We start from the raw sequence: 16,111 nt of genomic DNA on the forward strand, positions 1-16,111 counted from the left end.
GGCCCGGGCGGCGGGCCGGTGGGGCGGAAGGGCCGCTCCCCGTTGGTGCCGTGCGAGGGCGGGCCCGACCGGCCGTTCGGCGGGCCGCCGTGCGGCCCTGTGCCCGGGAACTGCGGTCCGTGCCCGTTCGGGGGCGCCTGCGCGGCGCGCGGCGCGTGCCCGTTCTGCGGGGCCTGCGGGCTCACCTGCTGCGGGCCGTACCCGTTCGGAGAGCCCGGGCCGTGCCCGTTGACCTGCCCGGGAGGACCGGAGCCGGTGCCGGCGGGACCGTGCCCGTTCGGCTCCGCGTGGCCGCCCGGCCCGCGCCCGTCGAACCCACCCTGCGGCCCCGGGAACGGGCCGCCGGCGGGCCCGGTGCCGGGCACGTGGCGCGCGGGGACCTCACCGACGGGGGCACCTCCGCCCGACCGGGGGTCGGACGGATCCGTGGGCCCGTACCGCCGCGACGGGGCGCGGCGGTCGTCGGGGAGCTCGGGTGACGCCACGTGATGAGGCTACGTCAGGGCCGCGTCTCGAAGGGGTGACGGGCTCAGGACGCGGTCGGGGTCTCGCGCTTCTCCTTGATCTTGGCGGCCTTGCCGCGCAGGTCACGGAGGTAGTAGAGCTTGGCGCGACGCACGTCACCCCGCGTCGCGACCTCGATCTTCTCGATGTTCGGGGTGTGCACCGGGAAGGTGCGCTCGACGCCCACGCCGAACGACACCTTGCGGACCGTGAAGGTCTCGCGGGCCCCGGCGCCCTGGCGACGGATGACGACGCCCTGGAACACCTGGACCCGGGAGCGGCTGCCCTCGATGACCTTCACGTGCACCTTGAGCGTGTCACCCGGCCGGAAGCTGGGGATGTCGGAGCGCAGGATCTGTGCGTCCAGGTCGTCCAGGGTGTTCATCGCGGGGTCCGTCCTCGTCCAATGTTCGTCGTGCAAGCGTGCGTGCCAGGGCTCGGGCAGGGGCACCAGTCCCCGATGGGAGGCGCCGACACACGTGCGTCGGCCCGTGGCAACCCGTCCATAGTGCCAGACGGGTTCCGGGCGGGTGACACCGGTGGGGCCGGTCAGCCCCGCTCCGCTGCGTCCAGGGTATCGAGCACCGTGCGGTCGGCCGCGTCCAGGGCCCCCTCGGGCAGCGCGGCCAGCAGGTCGGGCCGCCGCCCGGCCGTCCGCTCGAGGGCGCGGTCGCGCCGCCACCGGTCGACGGCGGCGTGGTTGCCGCTGCGCAGCACGGCCGGGACCGGCAGGTCCCGCCACACCTCGGGCCGGGTGTAGGAGGGGCCCTCGAGCAGGCCGTCGGAGAAGGAGTCCTCGGCCGCCGAGCGCGGGTTGCCCAGCACTCCCGGCAGCAGCCGGGCGACGGCCTCGACCATCACCAGGACCGCCGCCTCGCCGCCGACCAGCACGTAGTCGCCGATGCTGACCTCGTCGACGGGCATCCGGGCCGCGTAGTGGTCGACGACGCGCTGGTCGATACCCTCGTAGCGGCCGCAGGCGAACACCAGCCGCTCCTCCCCCGCCCAGGCCCGGGCGGTCGCCTGCGTGAACGGCCGGCCGGCGGGCGTCGGCACCACCAGCCGCGCGGACCCGTCGCCCAGCACCTCGTCGAGCGCCTCGCCCCAGACCTGCGGCTTCATCACCATGCCGGGCCCGCCGCCGTAGGGAGCGTCGTCGACGGCCTGGTGGACGTCGTGCGTCCAGTGCCGCAGATCGTGCACCCGGACGTCCATCAGGCCCTTCTCCACCGCCCGACCCAGCAGCGCCTCGCGCAGCGGGGCAAGGTAGCCCGGGAAGATGGTCACGACGTCGATCCGCACCGGGCGGATCCTGCCAAAGGGGAGGTGGCGAGGTGCCCACCGGCCTGTCCTCGCTGTGGTCCTCCGGCGGGCAGTGGTCGCTGGTCCTGCCGGTGCTGCTCGCGCTGATCCTCACCACGGTGATCGGACTGGAACGCGAGGCCGGCGCGAAGAGCGCGGGCCTGCGCACGCACACCCTGGTCGGGGTCGGCGCGGCGGTGTTCATGCTGGTCTCCAAGTACGGGTTCGCCGACCTGCTGAACACCTCGCACGTCGCCCTCGACCCGTCCCGGATCGGCGCCCAGATCGTGTCCGGCATCGGGTTCATCGGCGGTGGGCTGATCTTCGTCCGGCAGGACGTCGTCCGCGGCCTGACGACGGCGGCCACCGTCTGGCTCGCCGCCGGCATCGGCATGGCCTGCGGCGCCGGCCTGCCGGTGCTGGCCGTGGCCGCCACCGCCGGGCACTTCGTGGTCACCCGCGGCCTGCTGCCCCTGGCGCGGGCGACCCAGCGGCACCGCCGCGACCCCCCGGTGCTGCGGCTCCGATACGCCGACGGCCACGGCATCCTCCGCACGGTCCTGCACCAGTGCACGCAGCAGGGCTGGGCCGTGCAGGACCTCGCGATCGAGCGGGAGACCGTGAGCGACGACGGCGACCGGCTCGCCGCCGTGACCCTGCAGCTCACGGGCCGGGGCGATCTCGCCGGACTGGCCACCGCGCTCGCCGAGGTCGAGGGCGTCCGCTCGGCCCGCACCGGCTACGAGGACACCTTCGACGAGGAGGAGTGATCAGCCACTCGCCTCGCCGCGGCCGAGCTCCTCGACCGCCGTACGCATGTCGTCGAGCGTGACGCCACGGGCCGCGAGCAGCTCCCGCGCCCCGCCCTCGGCGTGGAGCAGGCCGAGGAGCACGTGCTCGCTGCCGATCTCCTTGTGCTTCAGCCGCAGCGCCTCGCGCAGCGACAGCTCCAGCGCCTTCTTCGAGGCGTCGTCGAACGGGATGTGGCCGAACATCCGCCGCTGCTTGCCGGCCCGGGTCCGGTCGAGCGCGCCCGGCCCGAAGGTCTCCTCCGCCTGCCGACGCACCTCGTCGAGGTCGATGCCCAGCAGGGCCAGCTTCTCCGCGTCGAGGGTCCTCTCCGCACGCGGGAGCCGCGTGATCTCCCCAGCCAGGTCGGCCCGCTCCACACCCGCCCGGCGCAGCAGCTCCGCGGCCGTCGACTCCGGCGTCGCGGGCGCGTCGTAGAGGCCGAGGAGCAAATTCTCGGTGCGGATCTGCGCCTGCCTGCGCTCGCGCGCGTCCTCCTGGGCCAGCACCACCGCGCGCCGGGCCGCCTGCGTGAACCGTTCGAACATCGTCGTCTCCCTCCAGCGTCCTAGTACCCGAGCCGCCGGTACTTCTTGTGCACCGCCTGCTTGCTCACCTGCAGCACCCCCGCGATCTGCGCCCAGGACCAGCCCTGGGCCCGCGCGTTGCCCACCTGCAGCTCCTCGAGCGACTCCTGCAGCGCCCGGAGCGCCGCCACCGCCGCCAGGCCGACGTGCGGGTCCTTGCTGGACGCCGCCGCGGCCACCGCCGTCGCATCTGTCATGCCGTCAACCTACGTTGACGGCGCGCACTTCGTCAACTTTGGTTGACGATAGCGGGGCGAGAAGGGCCCCGCCGCGGTGCGACGGGGCCTCTCGGGTCGGATCAGGCGCAGGTCAGGGGGTGTCGAGGTCCAACAGGCCCTCGGGCGGCGCGACGACCACGCGTCCGCCCTCGAGGTCGATCGTCGGGACGATCTCGGCGACGAAGGGGACCAGCGCGTCGGGCCGGCCCTCGCGGGCGACGGCCAGCAGGTCGCCACCCGGACCGAGGACGACCTCGCGGACGGTCCCGATCACGGTGCCGTCGGACAGCTCGGCGCGCAGACCCTCGAGCTGGTGGACGTGGAACTCCTCCGGGTCCTCCGGCGGGGCCAGCTCGGCGGTCGGCACCAGTAGCTGCGCGCCGCGCAGCTCCTCCGCCCCCGTGCGGTCCGGCGCCTCGCGGAAGCGGACGAGCAGCCGCCCGGAGTGGGGTCGGCTGCTCTCCACGGTCAGCGTCGCGTCCGGGGCGTCCCGCCGCCGGGCCCGCAGCACGGAGCCCGCGGCGAAGCGCTCCTCCGGTGAGTCCGTGCGCACCTCGACGGCCAGCTCACCGCGCAGGCCGTGGACCTTCGCGACGATCCCGACGAGGACGTCCCCGCCCCCGGGACCGGCCGTGGCCCGAGGGGCCGGCGCGGCCGGTCTACGGATGCCCGCCGACGCCCGCCGCGGGACCCCCGCAGGTGTCCTACCGGTCGGTGTCGACGACATCGACCCGCACACCCCGTCCGCCGATGCCCCCCATCACGGTGCGCAGCGCGGTGGCGGTACGCCCGCCGCGACCGATGACCTTGCCCAGGTCCTCGGGGTGCACCCGGACCTCCAGGGTCCGGCCCCGGCGGTTCGTGACGAGGTCCACCCGGACCTCGTCCGGGTGGTCGACGATGCCCCGGACCAGGTGCTCCAGGGCGTCCGCCAGCACGCTCACGACTCGGTCGACTCAGCCTCGTCGGCCTTGGGGGCCTCGTCGGCCTTCTCGGCCTTGGCGGCCTTCTTCTTCGGCGTGGTGGCCTCGGTGGTGGGCTCCTCGCCGGCGGCGGCGAGCGCGGCGTTGAAGCGCGCCAGCTTGTCCACCTTCTCCGGCTGCGGCTTCAGGGTGCCCTCGGCGCCCGGCAGACCGTTGAACTTCTGCCAGTCACCGGTGATCTCGAGCAGGTGCTGCACCGGCTCGGTCGGCAGCGCGCCGACACCCAGCCAGTACTGCGCGCGCTCCGAGTCGATCTCGATGAGGCTCGGCTCGTTCTTCGGGTGGTACTTGCCGATCGTCTCGATGGCGCGCCCGCTGCGGCGGGTGCGCGAGTCGGCGACGACGACGCGGTAGTACGGCTGACGGATCTTGCCCAGACGCATCAGCTTGATCTTGACGGCCACGCTTCTCGGTGCTCCTCGCGGATCGTGTGTGCTGCTCGTGAGTCAGCGCAGGACCGCGTGGGGGTACGGCTCGCTCACTCGACTGCTCCCGGCCGCGGCATCGGTAGAGGGCCGGCCACGGACCTGACGCACTATTCTGCCAGACGCCTACAGCGACGCGGGCACCCCTCCGGTCAGCGCGAGGGCCAGTCCGAGCGCCGGCAGCAGGTTGTTGACCTGGTGCGCCACGATGCTCGCCGGCAGCCGCCCGGTGAAGGCCCGGGCCAGCCCGATCGGCAGCGCCACGACCAGCAGCAACGGCGTGCGGGTCAGCTCGAAGTGGGCCATCGCGAACAGCAGCGTGGTGATGGCGAAGGCCACCCAGCGGTTCGCCCCGTGCTTGGTGACCGCGCCCCAGAGCAGCCCGCGGTAGACGATCTCCTCGCACACCGGTGCCACGAACGCGACCAGCACGAACACCCCGAGCGCGACCGGCCAGCCGACCCGGATGCCGTCGAACGCCTGACCGACGGCCGTGGTCGCGTTGTCCGGCCCGACGATCGCCACGTAGACCAGCGAGGCCGGCACGCTCACGACGAGGCCGCCGAGGCCCCACAGCAGGCCGGCGCCGATGTCCCGGGCGCTCCCGCGCAGCCCCAGGTCGATCCGCGGGCCGTTGCCGCGCACCCGGGTGACGAGCAGCGCCGTCCCGGCGGCCAGCAGGGTCGGCACCGACAACCCGAGGATCACCGCGGCGACCGACGGGCCCCCACGACCGGCCAGCAGGGCGGCGATGAGGAACGACGAGCCGAGGAACAGGACCTCGACCAGGACGTACGCCCCGATCCCCCAGCGGTGCGGGGGCGGGTCCAGGACGACCGGCGGCTCCGGCGCCCCCGCCGGGCCCTGCGGCTGCGCGTACTGGGGCAGCTCCTGCGGCGGCGCGGACGGGAACGGGCCGGTCGGCGGCGGGGCGGACGGCGGGTCCGGGGTCGAGTCGGGCTGGCCCACGATCACGACGCTACCCGCCGGGACCGCGCGCGGCCGCCCACCGGGTGCGGGATCCCCCGGTCAGTACCGCTGCCCGCGGAGCAGGACCAGCGCCGGGTCACGCAGGACCGCCGGGTTCCGCCGCGGGTCCTCCCGGTACACGACCAGGTCCGCCGGTGCGCCCGGCTCGAGCCCCGGCCGTCCCAGCCAGCGGCGGGCGGTCCAGGACGCGGCGCCCACGGGGTCGGGGTGGCCGGCCTGCCGGAGCGCCTCGACCTCGTCGGCGATCCGGCCGTGCCGGATGCCGCCCCCGGCGTCGGTCCCGGCGAAGACGGGGACGCCGGCGTCGATCGCCCGCCCGATCGTGTCCCGGGCGGTGCGGTGCAGCTCGCGCATGTGCTCGGCGTAGGCGGGGTACTTGGCGGCCTTGTCGGCGATCCCGGGGAAGGTGTCGACGTTGATCAGTGTGGGCACCAGCGCGGTCCCGCGGGCGGTCATCTCGGCGATGAGCTCGTCCGTGAGGCCGGTGCCGTGCTCGATGCAGTCGATCCCGGCGCCGATCAGCCCGTGCAGGGCCTCGGTGCCGAAGACGTGCGCGGTGACGCGGGCGCCGGCGGCGTGCGCGGCGTCGATCGCGGCCTTCAGCACCTCGTCGGACCAGAGCGGGGCGAGGTCGGCGTCGGCGCCCATCCCCCGGTCGATCCAGTCCCCGACGAGCTTCACCCAGCCGTCGCCCGCGGCGGCCTGCTCGGCGACGACCTCGGGCAGCAGGGCCGGATCGTCGAGGTCGATCGACAGGCCGGGGATGTACCGCTTGGGCCGGGCGAGGTGCCGCGCGGCGCGGATGATCTCCGGGAGGTCCTCGCGACCGCGCAGCGGCGTGGTGTCCGTGGGCGAGCCGCAGTCCCGCAGCAGCAGTGCGCCCGCCCCGCGCTCGGTGATCGCCTGCTGCTCGCACTCCGCGAGGTCGGCGGGTGCGCCACCGGTGGCGATGCCGACGTGGCAGTGGGCGTCGACCAGCCCGGGGAGGATGAACGGCGCGTCGACCGTCTCGGCGCCGGGCAGGGGCTCCGCGCTGACCCGGCCGGCGTCGTCGACGTACAGGTCCGTGCCACCGTCCGGCAGGACGGTGCCGCGCAGGTGCAGCACTACTTGCCCTTCTTGTTCCCGAAGTTCAGCTTCGAGGGGTCGAAGCCGGGCGGGAGCTGGTCGAGGCCGGGCGGCATCTGCTGCAGGCTGGGCGGCAGCTGCGAGAGGTCGGCGCCGAACGGGTTCGCCCCGGCGGGCTGGCGGTTCGGCCGGTTGCTCTTCTTGGCCTGCTTGGCCTTGCGCTTGTTCTTCGCCTGCTTGCGGGTGGCCGAGCGGCCGCCCCCGAACCCGAACTGGCCCGCCATCATCTTCATCTGCTTGCGGGCCTCGAAGAAGCGGTTGACCAGGTCGTTCACGTCCGAGACGGTGACGCCCGAGCCGTTCGCGATGCGCAGCCGCCGCGAACCGTTGATGATCTTCGGGTCGGCCCGCTCGGCCGGCGTCATGCCGCGGATGATCGCCTGCAGTTTGTCCAGCTGCCGGTCGTCGACCTGGGCGAGCGCTTCCTTCATCTGCGCCGAGTTGGCGCCGGGGAGCATGTTCAGGATGTTCCCGATCGGGCCCATCTTGCGGATGGCGAGCATCTGCTCGAGGAAGTCCTCCAGGGTGAGCTCACCCGTGGAGATCTTCTGGGCGGCCTTCTGCGACTGCTCCTCGTCGAAGACCCGCTCGGCCTGCTCGATCAGGGTGAGCAGGTCACCCATGCCCAGGATCCGGCTGGCCATCCGGTCCGGGTGGAAGACGTCGAAGTCCTCGAGCTTCTCGCCGTTCGACGCGAACAGGATCGGCTGGCCGGTGACCTCGCGGACCGACAGCGCGGCACCACCGCGGGCGTCGCCGTCGAGCTTGGTGAGCACGACCCCGGAGAAGCCCACGCCGTCCCGGAACGCCTCGGCCGTGGCCACCGCGTCCTGACCGATCATCGCGTCGACCACGAACAGGGTCTCGTTCGGCTGCACCGCGGCCTTGATGTCGCTGGCCTGCTGCATCAGCTCGGCGTCGACACCCAGGCGGCCCGCGGTGTCGACGATGACGATGTCGTACTGCTTCTCGCGGGCGAAGGCCACACCGCGGCGCGCGACGTCGACGGGGTCGCCGACGCCGTCGCGCTGCGCGCCGCCCGGCTGTGTCTGATCACCGGTCGCTGACGCGCCCGGATGCGGCGCGAAGGTCGGCACCCCGGCGCGCTCGCCGACGATCTGCAGCTGGTTCACGGCGTTGGGCCGCTGGAGGTCGCAGGCGACCAGCAGCGGGGTGTGGCCCTGGTCCTTGAGGTGGCGGGCCAGCTTGCCGGCGAGGGTCGTCTTACCGGAACCCTGGAGACCGGCGAGCATGACGACGCTCGGCGGCTCCTTGGCCAGCGCGATGCGGCGGGTCTCGCCGCCGAGGATCCCGATGAGCTCCTCGTTGACGATCTTGACGACCTGCTGCGCCGGGTTCAGCGCCTGGGAGACCTCGACGCCCTTCGCCCGCTCCTTGATCCGGGCGATGAAGGACCGCACGACCGGCAGCGCGACGTCGGCCTCGAGCAGCGCGATGCGGATCTCGCGCGCCGTGGTGTCGATGTCGGCGTCGGACAACCGGCCCTTGCCGCGCAGGTCGCGCAGCGCTCCGGAGAGGCGGTCGCTCAGGGTGTCGAACACCCCAGCGAGTCTACGTGGCCGCCGGTGGTGAACGCAGACCCCTGCTCCGGCCCCGGTTCCCGCGAGTCGCGCCCGGGACCCTCGAGTCGGGCCCTGACCCCCGCGAGTCGGGCCCTGACCCCCGCGAGTCGGGCCCTGGCCCCCCGCGAGTCGCGAGCTTCGGCAACGCGAGTCGCGAGTTCCGGTATCGCGAGTCGGAACCTTCGGTAACGCGAGTCGGGAGCTTCGGTAACGCGAGTCGGGAGCTTCGGTAACGCGAGTCGCGAGTTCCATCCCCGTGACTCGGCAGTCCCGAGCGGCGAATGTGCGATTCAGGGAGTCACGGCGAGCCCGCGGGCCGCGGTGGGCCGGTCGAGCGAGATCGTCCGCGCCCACGGCTCCCCCAAGGTGCCCGCACGGATCCCGGCGGCGACGCCGTCGGCCCGGCGGACGTGCCGGGCGAAGGACCGGCTCTGGATGACGCGACCGCGGTCGGTCTGCCCGCGCAGCGCCTCCTCGGGCGCCGCGTCGATCCAGACGAGGTACGCCGCACGGCCGGTGAGCCGGGCCAGCCCGCGGACCAGACGCCGGAGCCGGGGCGAGGTCGCCGGCAGATGGACGACGACGACGCGCGCAGGCCCCGTCGCCACGAGCACCGCGGCGGCGCGGTGCAGGAGGTGCACCAGGGCGCGGATCCGGGGATACGGCACGCCGGGCAGGACGCGGGTCAGCAGGTCACGGTGGGTCTCGGAGTCGAGCACCCGCACCCCCGGCCGCCGCGGCAGGCGCCGCAGGAGCGTGCTCTTGCCGGCTCCCGGCACGCCCGCGACCAGCACCAACGCGCGGCCCGGCACCACCAGTCGCGTCGGCGCGGGGGCACCTCCCGCGGCGAGCCCGGGGCCCGACGGGAGCGGCAGCGGGCGGGGCGGGGTGTCGCCAGGCACGGTCGCGAGGGTCATGGGCACCCAACGTCCGGTTCCGCCGGTTCGTTCCGCCCGCCCGGTTCTCCACAGCCACACCACAGGTTCCCGGCCCACGGCCCGCCGGGGATCGCACACGTTCGGCCGCCCGGAACCGCCGACTCGCAGGGACAGAACTCGCGACTCCCGCTGCACACGCTCCCGACTCGCAGAAGCCCACAGCGCGACTCGCGGAAACCCACAGCGCGACTCGCGGACTCGCGGGAGGGGGTGGTTACAGGGCGTCGACGCCGCGCTCGCCGGTGCGGACGCGGACGATCGTCTCGACCGGGGTGACCCACACCTTGCCGTCGCCGATCTTGCCGGTGCGGGCGGCGCCGACCAGGGCGTCGACGACCCGGTCGGCGATCGCGTCGTCGACCACGACCTCGACCCGGATCTTGGGCACGAAGTCGACGGCGTACTCCGCGCCCCGGTAGACCTCGGTGTGGCCCTTCTGCCGGCCGAAGCCCTGCACCTCGGTCACGGTCATGCCCAGGACCCCGAGCTGCTCGAGCGCCTCCTTGACGTCGCCGAGCGCGAACGGCTTGACGATCCCCGTCACCAGCTTCATGTCCAGTTCCTCTCCGGTCCCGAGCCGCGGGTGCGCAGCGGCGAGTACTCGTAGGCGCTCTCGGCGTGCTCGGCCTCGTCGATCCCGGCGGTCTCGACGTGCTCCGGCACCCGGAACCCGACGGTCCGCCGGACCAGCCAGGCGAGCACCGCGCTGCCGACGAAGGCCCATCCTGCCGCGACCATGATCGCGACCACCTGCGAGCCGAGCAGACCGAACCCCCCGCCGTAGAACAACCCGTTCCGGCCGGCCGGGTTCACCGCGTCGGTCGCGACGAGGCCGGTGAGGAAGAGCCCGACCATGCCGCCGACCCCGTGGATGGCGACGACGTCGAGCGAGTCGTCGTAGCCCAGCCGGTACTTGAGCCGGATCGCCAGCTGGCAGACCACGCCCGCCGCGACCCCGATCAGCAGCGCGCCGAAGGTGTCGACGTACCCGCAGGCCGGCGTGATGCCCACCAGCCCCGCGACGGCGGCGGACGCGCCGCCGAGGCTGGTGGGCCGGCCGTCGAGCCGGTGCTCGAGCGCCAGCCACGCGACGACCGCGGCGGCGGCCGCGGTCATGGTCGTGACGAAGGCGTTGCTCGCCACCGCCCCGGCGGCCAGGGCGGACCCGGCGTTGAAGCCGAACCAGCCGAACCACAGCAGGCCCGCGCCCAGCAGCACGAACGGCAGGTTGTGCGGGCGCATCGGCTCGTGCGGCCAGCCCCGCCGCTTCCCCAGCACCAGCGCGAGGGCCAGTGCCGAGGCCCCCGAGTTGACCTCCACGGCGGTCCCGCCGGCGAAGTCCAGGGCGTGCAGGGTGTTGGCGAGCCAGCCGCCCTTCTCGGAGACCGCGCCGTTCACGGCGAAGATCCAGTGCGCGAGCGGCACGTAGACGACGAGGGTCCAGCCGGCCACGAAGAGCGTCCACGGCCAGAAGCGCGCCCGGTCGGCGATGGCTCCGGACAGCAGCGCCCCGGTGATCACCGCGAACATCAGCTCGAACATCGCGAAGGCCTGCACCGGCACCCCGCCGACCACGACGTGGACCTGGCGCAGCCCCGCGAACTCGAACCCGCCGATCAGCCCGGCGTGCGAGTCGCCGAACACCAGCGAGAACCCGAACAGCACCCACACCAGCCCGATCACGCCCAGGCTGACCAGCGACATCATCATCATGTTGAGCACGCTGCTGGCGCGGACCATGCCGCCGTAGAAGAACGCCAGACCCGGCGTCATCAACATGACCAGCGCCGCGCAGCCCAGCACGTACGCCGTGTTCCCGGTGTCCATCACGCTCCTCGCCGTCGGCCCGGTGCATGATCTGCACCCCGTGTTTCCGCGAGGTTTCGTGGCGTTACGAGGGCATGAAGGGACCGCGGCTCAGCGTTTCGGGGAGGTTGCGCGCGCCTTTCCCGCCGCGGCGAGCACCGCCTGCTCGATGCGCCGCCGGTCGGTCCGGGGCACCTGCCCGTCGGGGCCGTGGCCGGACACCCCGAACGAGTCGACGACCGACGCGCCGAGCGTCGCCACCCGGGCCCACCGGATGTCGAGCCCGGACTCCTCCAGCGCGCCGGCGACGCGGTGCAGCAGCCCGATCCGGTCCTGCCCCCGCAGCTCGACGACGACGGCGCCGGTCGCCTCGTCGTCGAACCACAGCACGCGGGGCGGGACGGTCCGCTCGACGGCCTCGGTGGTCGGGGCGTAGTCGCGCTCCTTGCGGGCCAGCGCCTCGGCGAGCCCGAGGCTGCCGTCGAGGACCCGGCCGAGGTCGTGCCGCACGACGGCCGGGTCGGGCAGGCCGCCGAAGCGCGGCGACACCGCGAAGCTCGACACGGCGACCGGGCCCTCGGTCGTGACCGAGGCCGCGTGCACCACCAGCGAGTGCAGCGCCAGCACACCGGCGGCGGCGGACAACACCCCCGGGCGGTCCGGGGCCCCGATCACGACGGTGGCCAGGTCGTGCTCGGAGATCAGCCGCAGCTGCGGCTTCCCCTCCTTCTCGACGCCGGCGACCACCTCGGCCGCGGCCTGCTCAGCGGTGTCGGCGATCCGGACCGGCTCCGGCGGCGGCTCGCCGATCATCAGCGCGCGGACCCGCCCGCTGAGGTCCCGGACGAGCGCGCGTTTCCACGGGCTCCACACCCCGGGCCCGGTGGCCAGCGAGTCGGCCTCGGCCAGGGCGTCGAGCAGGTCGAGCAGCAGCGGGTTCCCGCCGAGCGTCTCGACGATCCGGGCGAGCGTGGCCGCGTCGTCGAGGTCGCGGCGGGTCGCGGTGTGCGGCAGGAGCAGGTGGTGGCGGACCATCGCGCCGAGCGTCTCGACGTCGTGTTCGCCGAAGCCGAGCCGTCGCCCGATCTGCAGCGCGAGCGACTCCCCCACCTCGGAGTGATCGCCGCCGCGGCCCTTGCCGATGTCGTGCAGCAGGGCCCCGACCAGCAACAGGTCCGGGCGCGAGACGCGAGTGGTCAGCGTGGCGGCCTGCGCGCAGGTCTCCACGAGGTGCCGGTCGACGGTCCACATGTGCGCCCGGTCCCGCGGCGGCAGGTCGCGCACCGCGCCCCACTCGGGGAACAGCCGGCCCCACAGCCCGGTCCGGTCCAGCGCCTCGATCACGTCGATCATGCCCTCGCCCGTGCCGAGCAGGGACAGCAGCTCGCCGAGGGCGGCCCGGGGCCAGGGTTCGCGCAGCTCGGGGGCCGTCTCGGCCAGCCGGTGCAGGGTGCCGGCGGCGATCGGCAGCCCGGTGCGCGCGGCCGTGGCGGCGACACGCAGCACGAGGGCGGGATCGCGGTGGGCGGCGGCGTCGCGGGCGAGGGTGACCTCTCCCGCGTGCTCGACGACCCCGGAGTCGAGCGGGCGCCGCACGGGCGCGCGGCGCAGCGCGGCGAGCCCGCGACGCGGCAGCGCGGCCCTGGCGGCCCGCAGCCCGACCTCGGCGGAGAAGGCGACGGCCCGCGCCGCCCCGGAGACCGCCCGGGCCAGGTCGAAGCGGTCGCCGAGCTCGAGGGTCGCGGCGATCTCGTCGGCGTCCTGGGCGCGCAGCACGTCGCGCGTGCGGCCGGCGATCCGGTGCAGCTCGGTGCGCACGTCGAGCAGCAGCATCCGGGCCTCGGTGACCTCGCCGGAGGGCCGGTCGACCAGCTGGGCGGCGGCCAGATGGTCGAGGAGCTGGACGTCGCGCAGCCCGCCGTGCCCGGACTTGAGGTCGGGCTCGATGCGGTGCGCGACGTCGCCGACCTTGGCCCAGCGCTCCCGGGCGGAGTCGGCGATCTCGTCGAAGCGGTTGCGCATGCCGGCCCGCCACGCCTGCCGGACCGCCTGCTTGACCTTCTCCGACAGCGCCGCGTCGCCGGCGATGTGCCGCAGCTCGAGCAGCCCGTAGGCGGCCCGCAGGTCGGTCGCCGCCACTTGGACCGCCTGGCCCGGCGTGCGGACGGAGTGGTCGAGCCCGATGCCGGCGTCCCACAGCGGGTACCAGAGCTGCTCGGCGAGCCGGTCGACGTCCTTGCGCCCGTCGTGCAGCAGCACGAGGTCGAGGTCGGAGTACGGGGCGAGCTCGCGCCGCCCGAGCGCCCCGACCGCGACCAGCGCCGCGCGGTCCGTGATGCCGATCGCCGCAGACCGCGACGACAGCCAGAAGTCGTGCAGGTCGACCAGCGCCGTCCGCAATGCGTCGGGGGCCAGCCGCCGCCGCCCGTTCTGGCGGTCCAGCAGCACGGCCTTCGCGCGGACGAGGTCCTCCGCCGAGCCGGCGGCCGGTCCCGCCCCTGATCCCGGACTCGATCCCCGACCTGATCCCACTGCCGTCACCGACTCGCCCTCGTTCTCGCCGGCGTGCGGCCGGCTCCGTTCCACCCTGCCTGGGGCGTCCCCGACCCCCGGTGCCACCGCCACGAGCCTCACCGCGCGTCCGGGCCCCGCTCCCCGGTCCGCACCGTCGGCACGAACTCCCTCCGGCGGTCGGCGCCGCGGTGGGCCCCGGTCCGTCCCCGCTGCGGGCCGGTCGCCTCGACGACGGTCGTCCCGGCCACGGCCAGCCGGTCGGGGCGGGCCCGCACGTCGTCGGGCGTGAAGGGGGTGGCGTTCGCGCGCACGCGCATCATCCCGGTTCTCCGATCGGTGGTGGGTCGGTCGGACCGACGGCACCCGCCCGGGCCCACGAAGGGGACGGGACGGGAGGAACCAGACCTCGTCGCGAGACGCCGGAGGCCCGCCGTGCCCCCTGGCACGACGGGCCCCGCCCGATCGGGCGAGTGCCGTCGGCGCTCCGTCAGACCGCGTCGTTCCCGCGCTCGCCGGTGCGGACCCGGATCACGGTGTCGACCGGGGCGACCCAGACCTTGCCGTCGCCGATCTTGCCGGTGCGCGCGGCCTCGACGACCGCGTCGACCACCTTGTCCGCGAGGGCGTCGTCCGCGACGACCTCCACCCGGACCTTCGGCACGAAGTCCACGGAGTACTCCGCACCCCGGTAGACCTCGGTGTGGCCCTTCTGCCGGCCGTAGCCCTGGACCTCGGAGACGGTCATCCCGAGGACCCCGATCTGCTCGAGGGCGGCCTTGACGTCCTCCAGCACGAACGGCTTGACGATGGCGGTGATCAGCTTCACGGCTCAGCTCTCCTTGCCTGCGGCGACGTGCGCGACCGCCTGCGGGGTGGCGGCGTCCGGACGCGGGGTGCCCGCGACGACCCCGGCCAGTCGGTGGCTGGAGAAGTCGTAGGCGGTCTCGGCGTGCTCGGTCTCGTCGATGCCGGTCGCCTCGTCCTCGGGGCTGATCCGGATCCTGCCGCGGAAGACCGCCTTGACGACCAGCGCGATGACGAAGGTCAGGACGCCCGAGTAGACGAGCACCGCGAGGGCGCCGACGATCTGGCGCCACAGCTGGTCGAACCCGCCGCCGTAGAACAGGCCCGCGACGCCCGCCGGGGAACCCGGGTCGGCGAAGAAGCCGATCAGGATGGTGCCGGCCAGACCACCGACGAGGTGGACGCCGACGACGTCGAGCGAGTCGTCGTAGCCGAAGCGGAACTTCAGGCCGACGGCCAGGGCGCACAGGGCCGAGGTGATGGCGCCCAGCGCGATCGCGCCCATCGGCGAGACCGACGAGCAGGCCGGGGTGATCGCGACCAGGCCGGCGACGACACCGGAGGCGGCGCCGAGGCTGGTGGCCTTGCCGTCGCGGATCCGCTCGACGAGCAGCCAGGCGAGCATCGCGGCACAGGTGGCGACGATCGTGTTGACCATGGCGAACGCGGCGGTGCCGTTGGCGCCGAGGGCCGAACCGGCGTTGAAGCCGAACCAGCCGAACCACAGGATGCCGGCGCCGAGCATGACCAGCGTCAGGTTGTGCGGGCGCATGGGCTCGCGCGGCCAGCCGCGGCGCTTGCCGACGACGATCGCGAGCGCCAGGGCCGCGATACCGGCGTTGATGTGGACCGCGGTGCCACCGGCGAAGTCGATCGCCTTGAGGGAGTTGGCGATCCAGCCACCGAGGACCGAGCCGTTGCTGGAGTCGAACGCGAAGACCCAGTGTGCGACCGGGAAGTAGACGATGGTGGCCCAGATGCCGGCGAAGAGCAGCCACGCGCCGAACTTCATGCGGTCGGCCACCGCGCCGGAGATCAGGGCGACGGTGATGATCGCGAACGTGGCCTGGAAGCCGACGAACGCCAGCGCCGGGATCGACCCGGAGAGGACGTACGAGGAGTCGGCGACGCTCGAGGAGTACGACCCCACGAACAGGCCCTTGAGGCCCCAGGCCTCGGTCGGGTTGCCGAGCAGCCCGCCGCCGACGTCGTTGCCGAACGCCGTCGAGTAGCCGTAGAGCACCCACAGGACGCCGATGAGGCCCATCGAGGACAGGCTCATCATCATCATGTTGAGGACGCTCTTGCTACGGACCATGCCGCCGTAGAAGAACGCGAGCCCAGGCGTCATGAACAGCACCAGCGCGGTGCTGGCGAGCATCCACGCGGTATCGCCGCTGTTGAACGCGTCCACGGATCTCCCTCCCGTTCGTGTCCGCACCCTCGGTGCGGCAGATGCCGGAATAATCGGAGCGGGATGTTTCCGGGGAGATCGCACTGTGTTTCCGGGGGATGAACCCCGGGCCGGTGCGGGTTACAT

18 protein-coding genes and 1 pseudogene are annotated in these 16,111 nt (G+C 73.9%); 1 reads left to right on the plus strand and 18 read right to left on the minus strand.

Translation table 11 applies throughout. From position 1 onward, the window contains the following. From LWC33_RS16270 to trmD, 3 genes and pseudogenes are all read right to left on the minus strand, one after another. Positions 1–485 (minus strand): annotated as a pseudogene (locus LWC33_RS16270) (hypothetical protein); the annotation flags it as partial. Between the two features lie 44 nt (positions 486–529). Beyond that, complete coding sequence (gene rplS / locus LWC33_RS16275) at positions 530–889, minus strand: 50S ribosomal protein L19 (RefSeq protein ID WP_233305236.1); 360 nt, start codon at positions 887–889, stop codon at positions 530–532. Positions 890–1,053: 164 nt separating this feature from the next. After that, positions 1,054–1,806: a tRNA (guanosine(37)-N1)-methyltransferase TrmD gene (gene trmD / locus LWC33_RS16280; RefSeq protein WP_233305237.1), complete on the minus strand. Its 753-nt coding sequence runs from the start codon at positions 1,804–1,806 to the stop codon at positions 1,054–1,056. Positions 1,807–1,838: 32 nt separating this feature from the next. Between trmD and LWC33_RS16285 the strand changes: the two genes are divergently transcribed. After that, positions 1,839–2,576, plus strand: coding sequence for an MgtC/SapB family protein (locus LWC33_RS16285; RefSeq protein WP_233305238.1), 738 nt, complete (start codon positions 1,839–1,841; stop codon positions 2,574–2,576). On the opposite strand, the gene LWC33_RS35615 is transcribed toward LWC33_RS16285, so the two are convergent. The 15 genes from LWC33_RS35615 to LWC33_RS16365 all read right to left on the minus strand — a co-directional run bounded on the left by LWC33_RS35615 (position 2,577) and on the right by LWC33_RS16365 (position 15,952). Next, complete coding sequence (locus tag LWC33_RS35615; protein WP_305080870.1) at positions 2,577–3,143, minus strand: Clp protease N-terminal domain-containing protein; 567 nt, start codon at positions 3,141–3,143, stop codon at positions 2,577–2,579. A 20-nt stretch (positions 3,144–3,163) separates the two neighbouring features. Beyond that, positions 3,164–3,379, minus strand: a complete 216-nt coding sequence (locus LWC33_RS16300; protein ID WP_037046931.1) for an Lrp/AsnC family transcriptional regulator — start codon at positions 3,377–3,379, stop codon at positions 3,164–3,166. 112 nt (positions 3,380–3,491) lie between these two features. Further along, a complete protein-coding gene (gene rimM, locus LWC33_RS16305) occupies positions 3,492–4,127 on the minus strand; it encodes a ribosome maturation factor RimM (protein ID WP_233305239.1) in 636 nt (211 codons plus the stop codon). Next, positions 4,105–4,344, minus strand: coding sequence for an RNA-binding protein (locus LWC33_RS16310; protein WP_037046929.1), 240 nt, complete (start codon positions 4,342–4,344; stop codon positions 4,105–4,107). The genes rimM and LWC33_RS16310 overlap by 23 nt, the downstream gene beginning before the upstream one ends. Then, positions 4,341–4,787, minus strand: coding sequence for a 30S ribosomal protein S16 (gene rpsP, locus LWC33_RS16315; protein WP_233305240.1), 447 nt, complete (start codon positions 4,785–4,787; stop codon positions 4,341–4,343). Before rpsP ends, LWC33_RS16310 begins: the two co-directional genes overlap by 4 nt. A gap of 147 nt (positions 4,788–4,934) precedes the next feature. Further along, the gene (locus LWC33_RS16320; RefSeq protein WP_233305241.1) at positions 4,935–5,777 is read right to left on the minus strand and encodes a CPBP family intramembrane glutamic endopeptidase; all 843 of its coding nucleotides are present in this window, start codon (positions 5,775–5,777) and stop codon (positions 4,935–4,937) included. A 60-nt stretch (positions 5,778–5,837) separates the two neighbouring features. Beyond that, positions 5,838–6,905, minus strand: a complete 1,068-nt coding sequence (locus tag LWC33_RS16325; protein WP_443719730.1) for an amidohydrolase family protein — start codon at positions 6,903–6,905, stop codon at positions 5,838–5,840. Next, positions 6,905–8,488, minus strand: a complete 1,584-nt coding sequence (gene ffh / locus LWC33_RS16330) for a signal recognition particle protein (RefSeq protein ID WP_233305242.1) — start codon at positions 8,486–8,488, stop codon at positions 6,905–6,907. The genes LWC33_RS16325 and ffh overlap by 1 nt, the downstream gene beginning before the upstream one ends. A 311-nt stretch (positions 8,489–8,799) precedes the next feature. After that, the gene (locus LWC33_RS16335; RefSeq protein WP_233305243.1) at positions 8,800–9,426 is read right to left on the minus strand and encodes a P-loop nucleotide/nucleoside kinase family protein; all 627 of its coding nucleotides are present in this window, start codon (positions 9,424–9,426) and stop codon (positions 8,800–8,802) included. A 235-nt stretch (positions 9,427–9,661) separates the two neighbouring features. Continuing rightward, positions 9,662–10,000 carry a P-II family nitrogen regulator gene (locus tag LWC33_RS16340; protein ID WP_233305244.1) on the minus strand — a complete coding sequence of 113 codons (339 nt, stop codon included), beginning with the start codon at positions 9,998–10,000 and terminating at the stop codon, positions 9,662–9,664. Next, positions 9,997–11,274 (minus strand): ammonium transporter, encoded by a 1,278-nt coding sequence (locus tag LWC33_RS16345; protein WP_233305245.1) that lies wholly within the window; start codon positions 11,272–11,274, stop codon positions 9,997–9,999. The genes LWC33_RS16340 and LWC33_RS16345 overlap by 4 nt, the downstream gene beginning before the upstream one ends. Positions 11,275–11,364: 90 nt before the next feature. Continuing rightward, on the minus strand, positions 11,365–13,785 hold the full coding sequence (locus tag LWC33_RS16350) for a [protein-PII] uridylyltransferase (protein WP_233305336.1): 2,421 nt from the start codon (positions 13,783–13,785) through the stop codon (positions 11,365–11,367). 98 nt (positions 13,786–13,883) lie between these two features. Next, complete coding sequence (locus tag LWC33_RS16355; RefSeq protein WP_233305246.1) at positions 13,884–14,078, minus strand: P-II family nitrogen regulator; 195 nt, start codon at positions 14,076–14,078, stop codon at positions 13,884–13,886. A gap of 176 nt (positions 14,079–14,254) precedes the next feature. Continuing rightward, positions 14,255–14,593: a P-II family nitrogen regulator gene (locus LWC33_RS16360; protein WP_233305247.1), complete on the minus strand. Its 339-nt coding sequence runs from the start codon at positions 14,591–14,593 to the stop codon at positions 14,255–14,257. A gap of 3 nt (positions 14,594–14,596) precedes the next feature. Next, positions 14,597–15,952: an ammonium transporter gene (locus LWC33_RS16365; protein WP_233305337.1), complete on the minus strand. Its 1,356-nt coding sequence runs from the start codon at positions 15,950–15,952 to the stop codon at positions 14,597–14,599. Between the last annotated feature and the right edge of the window lie 159 nt (positions 15,953–16,111).

This window comes from Pseudonocardia terrae, assembly GCF_021343995.1.
GTDB lineage: Bacteria > Actinomycetota > Actinomycetes > Mycobacteriales > Pseudonocardiaceae > Pseudonocardia > Pseudonocardia terrae.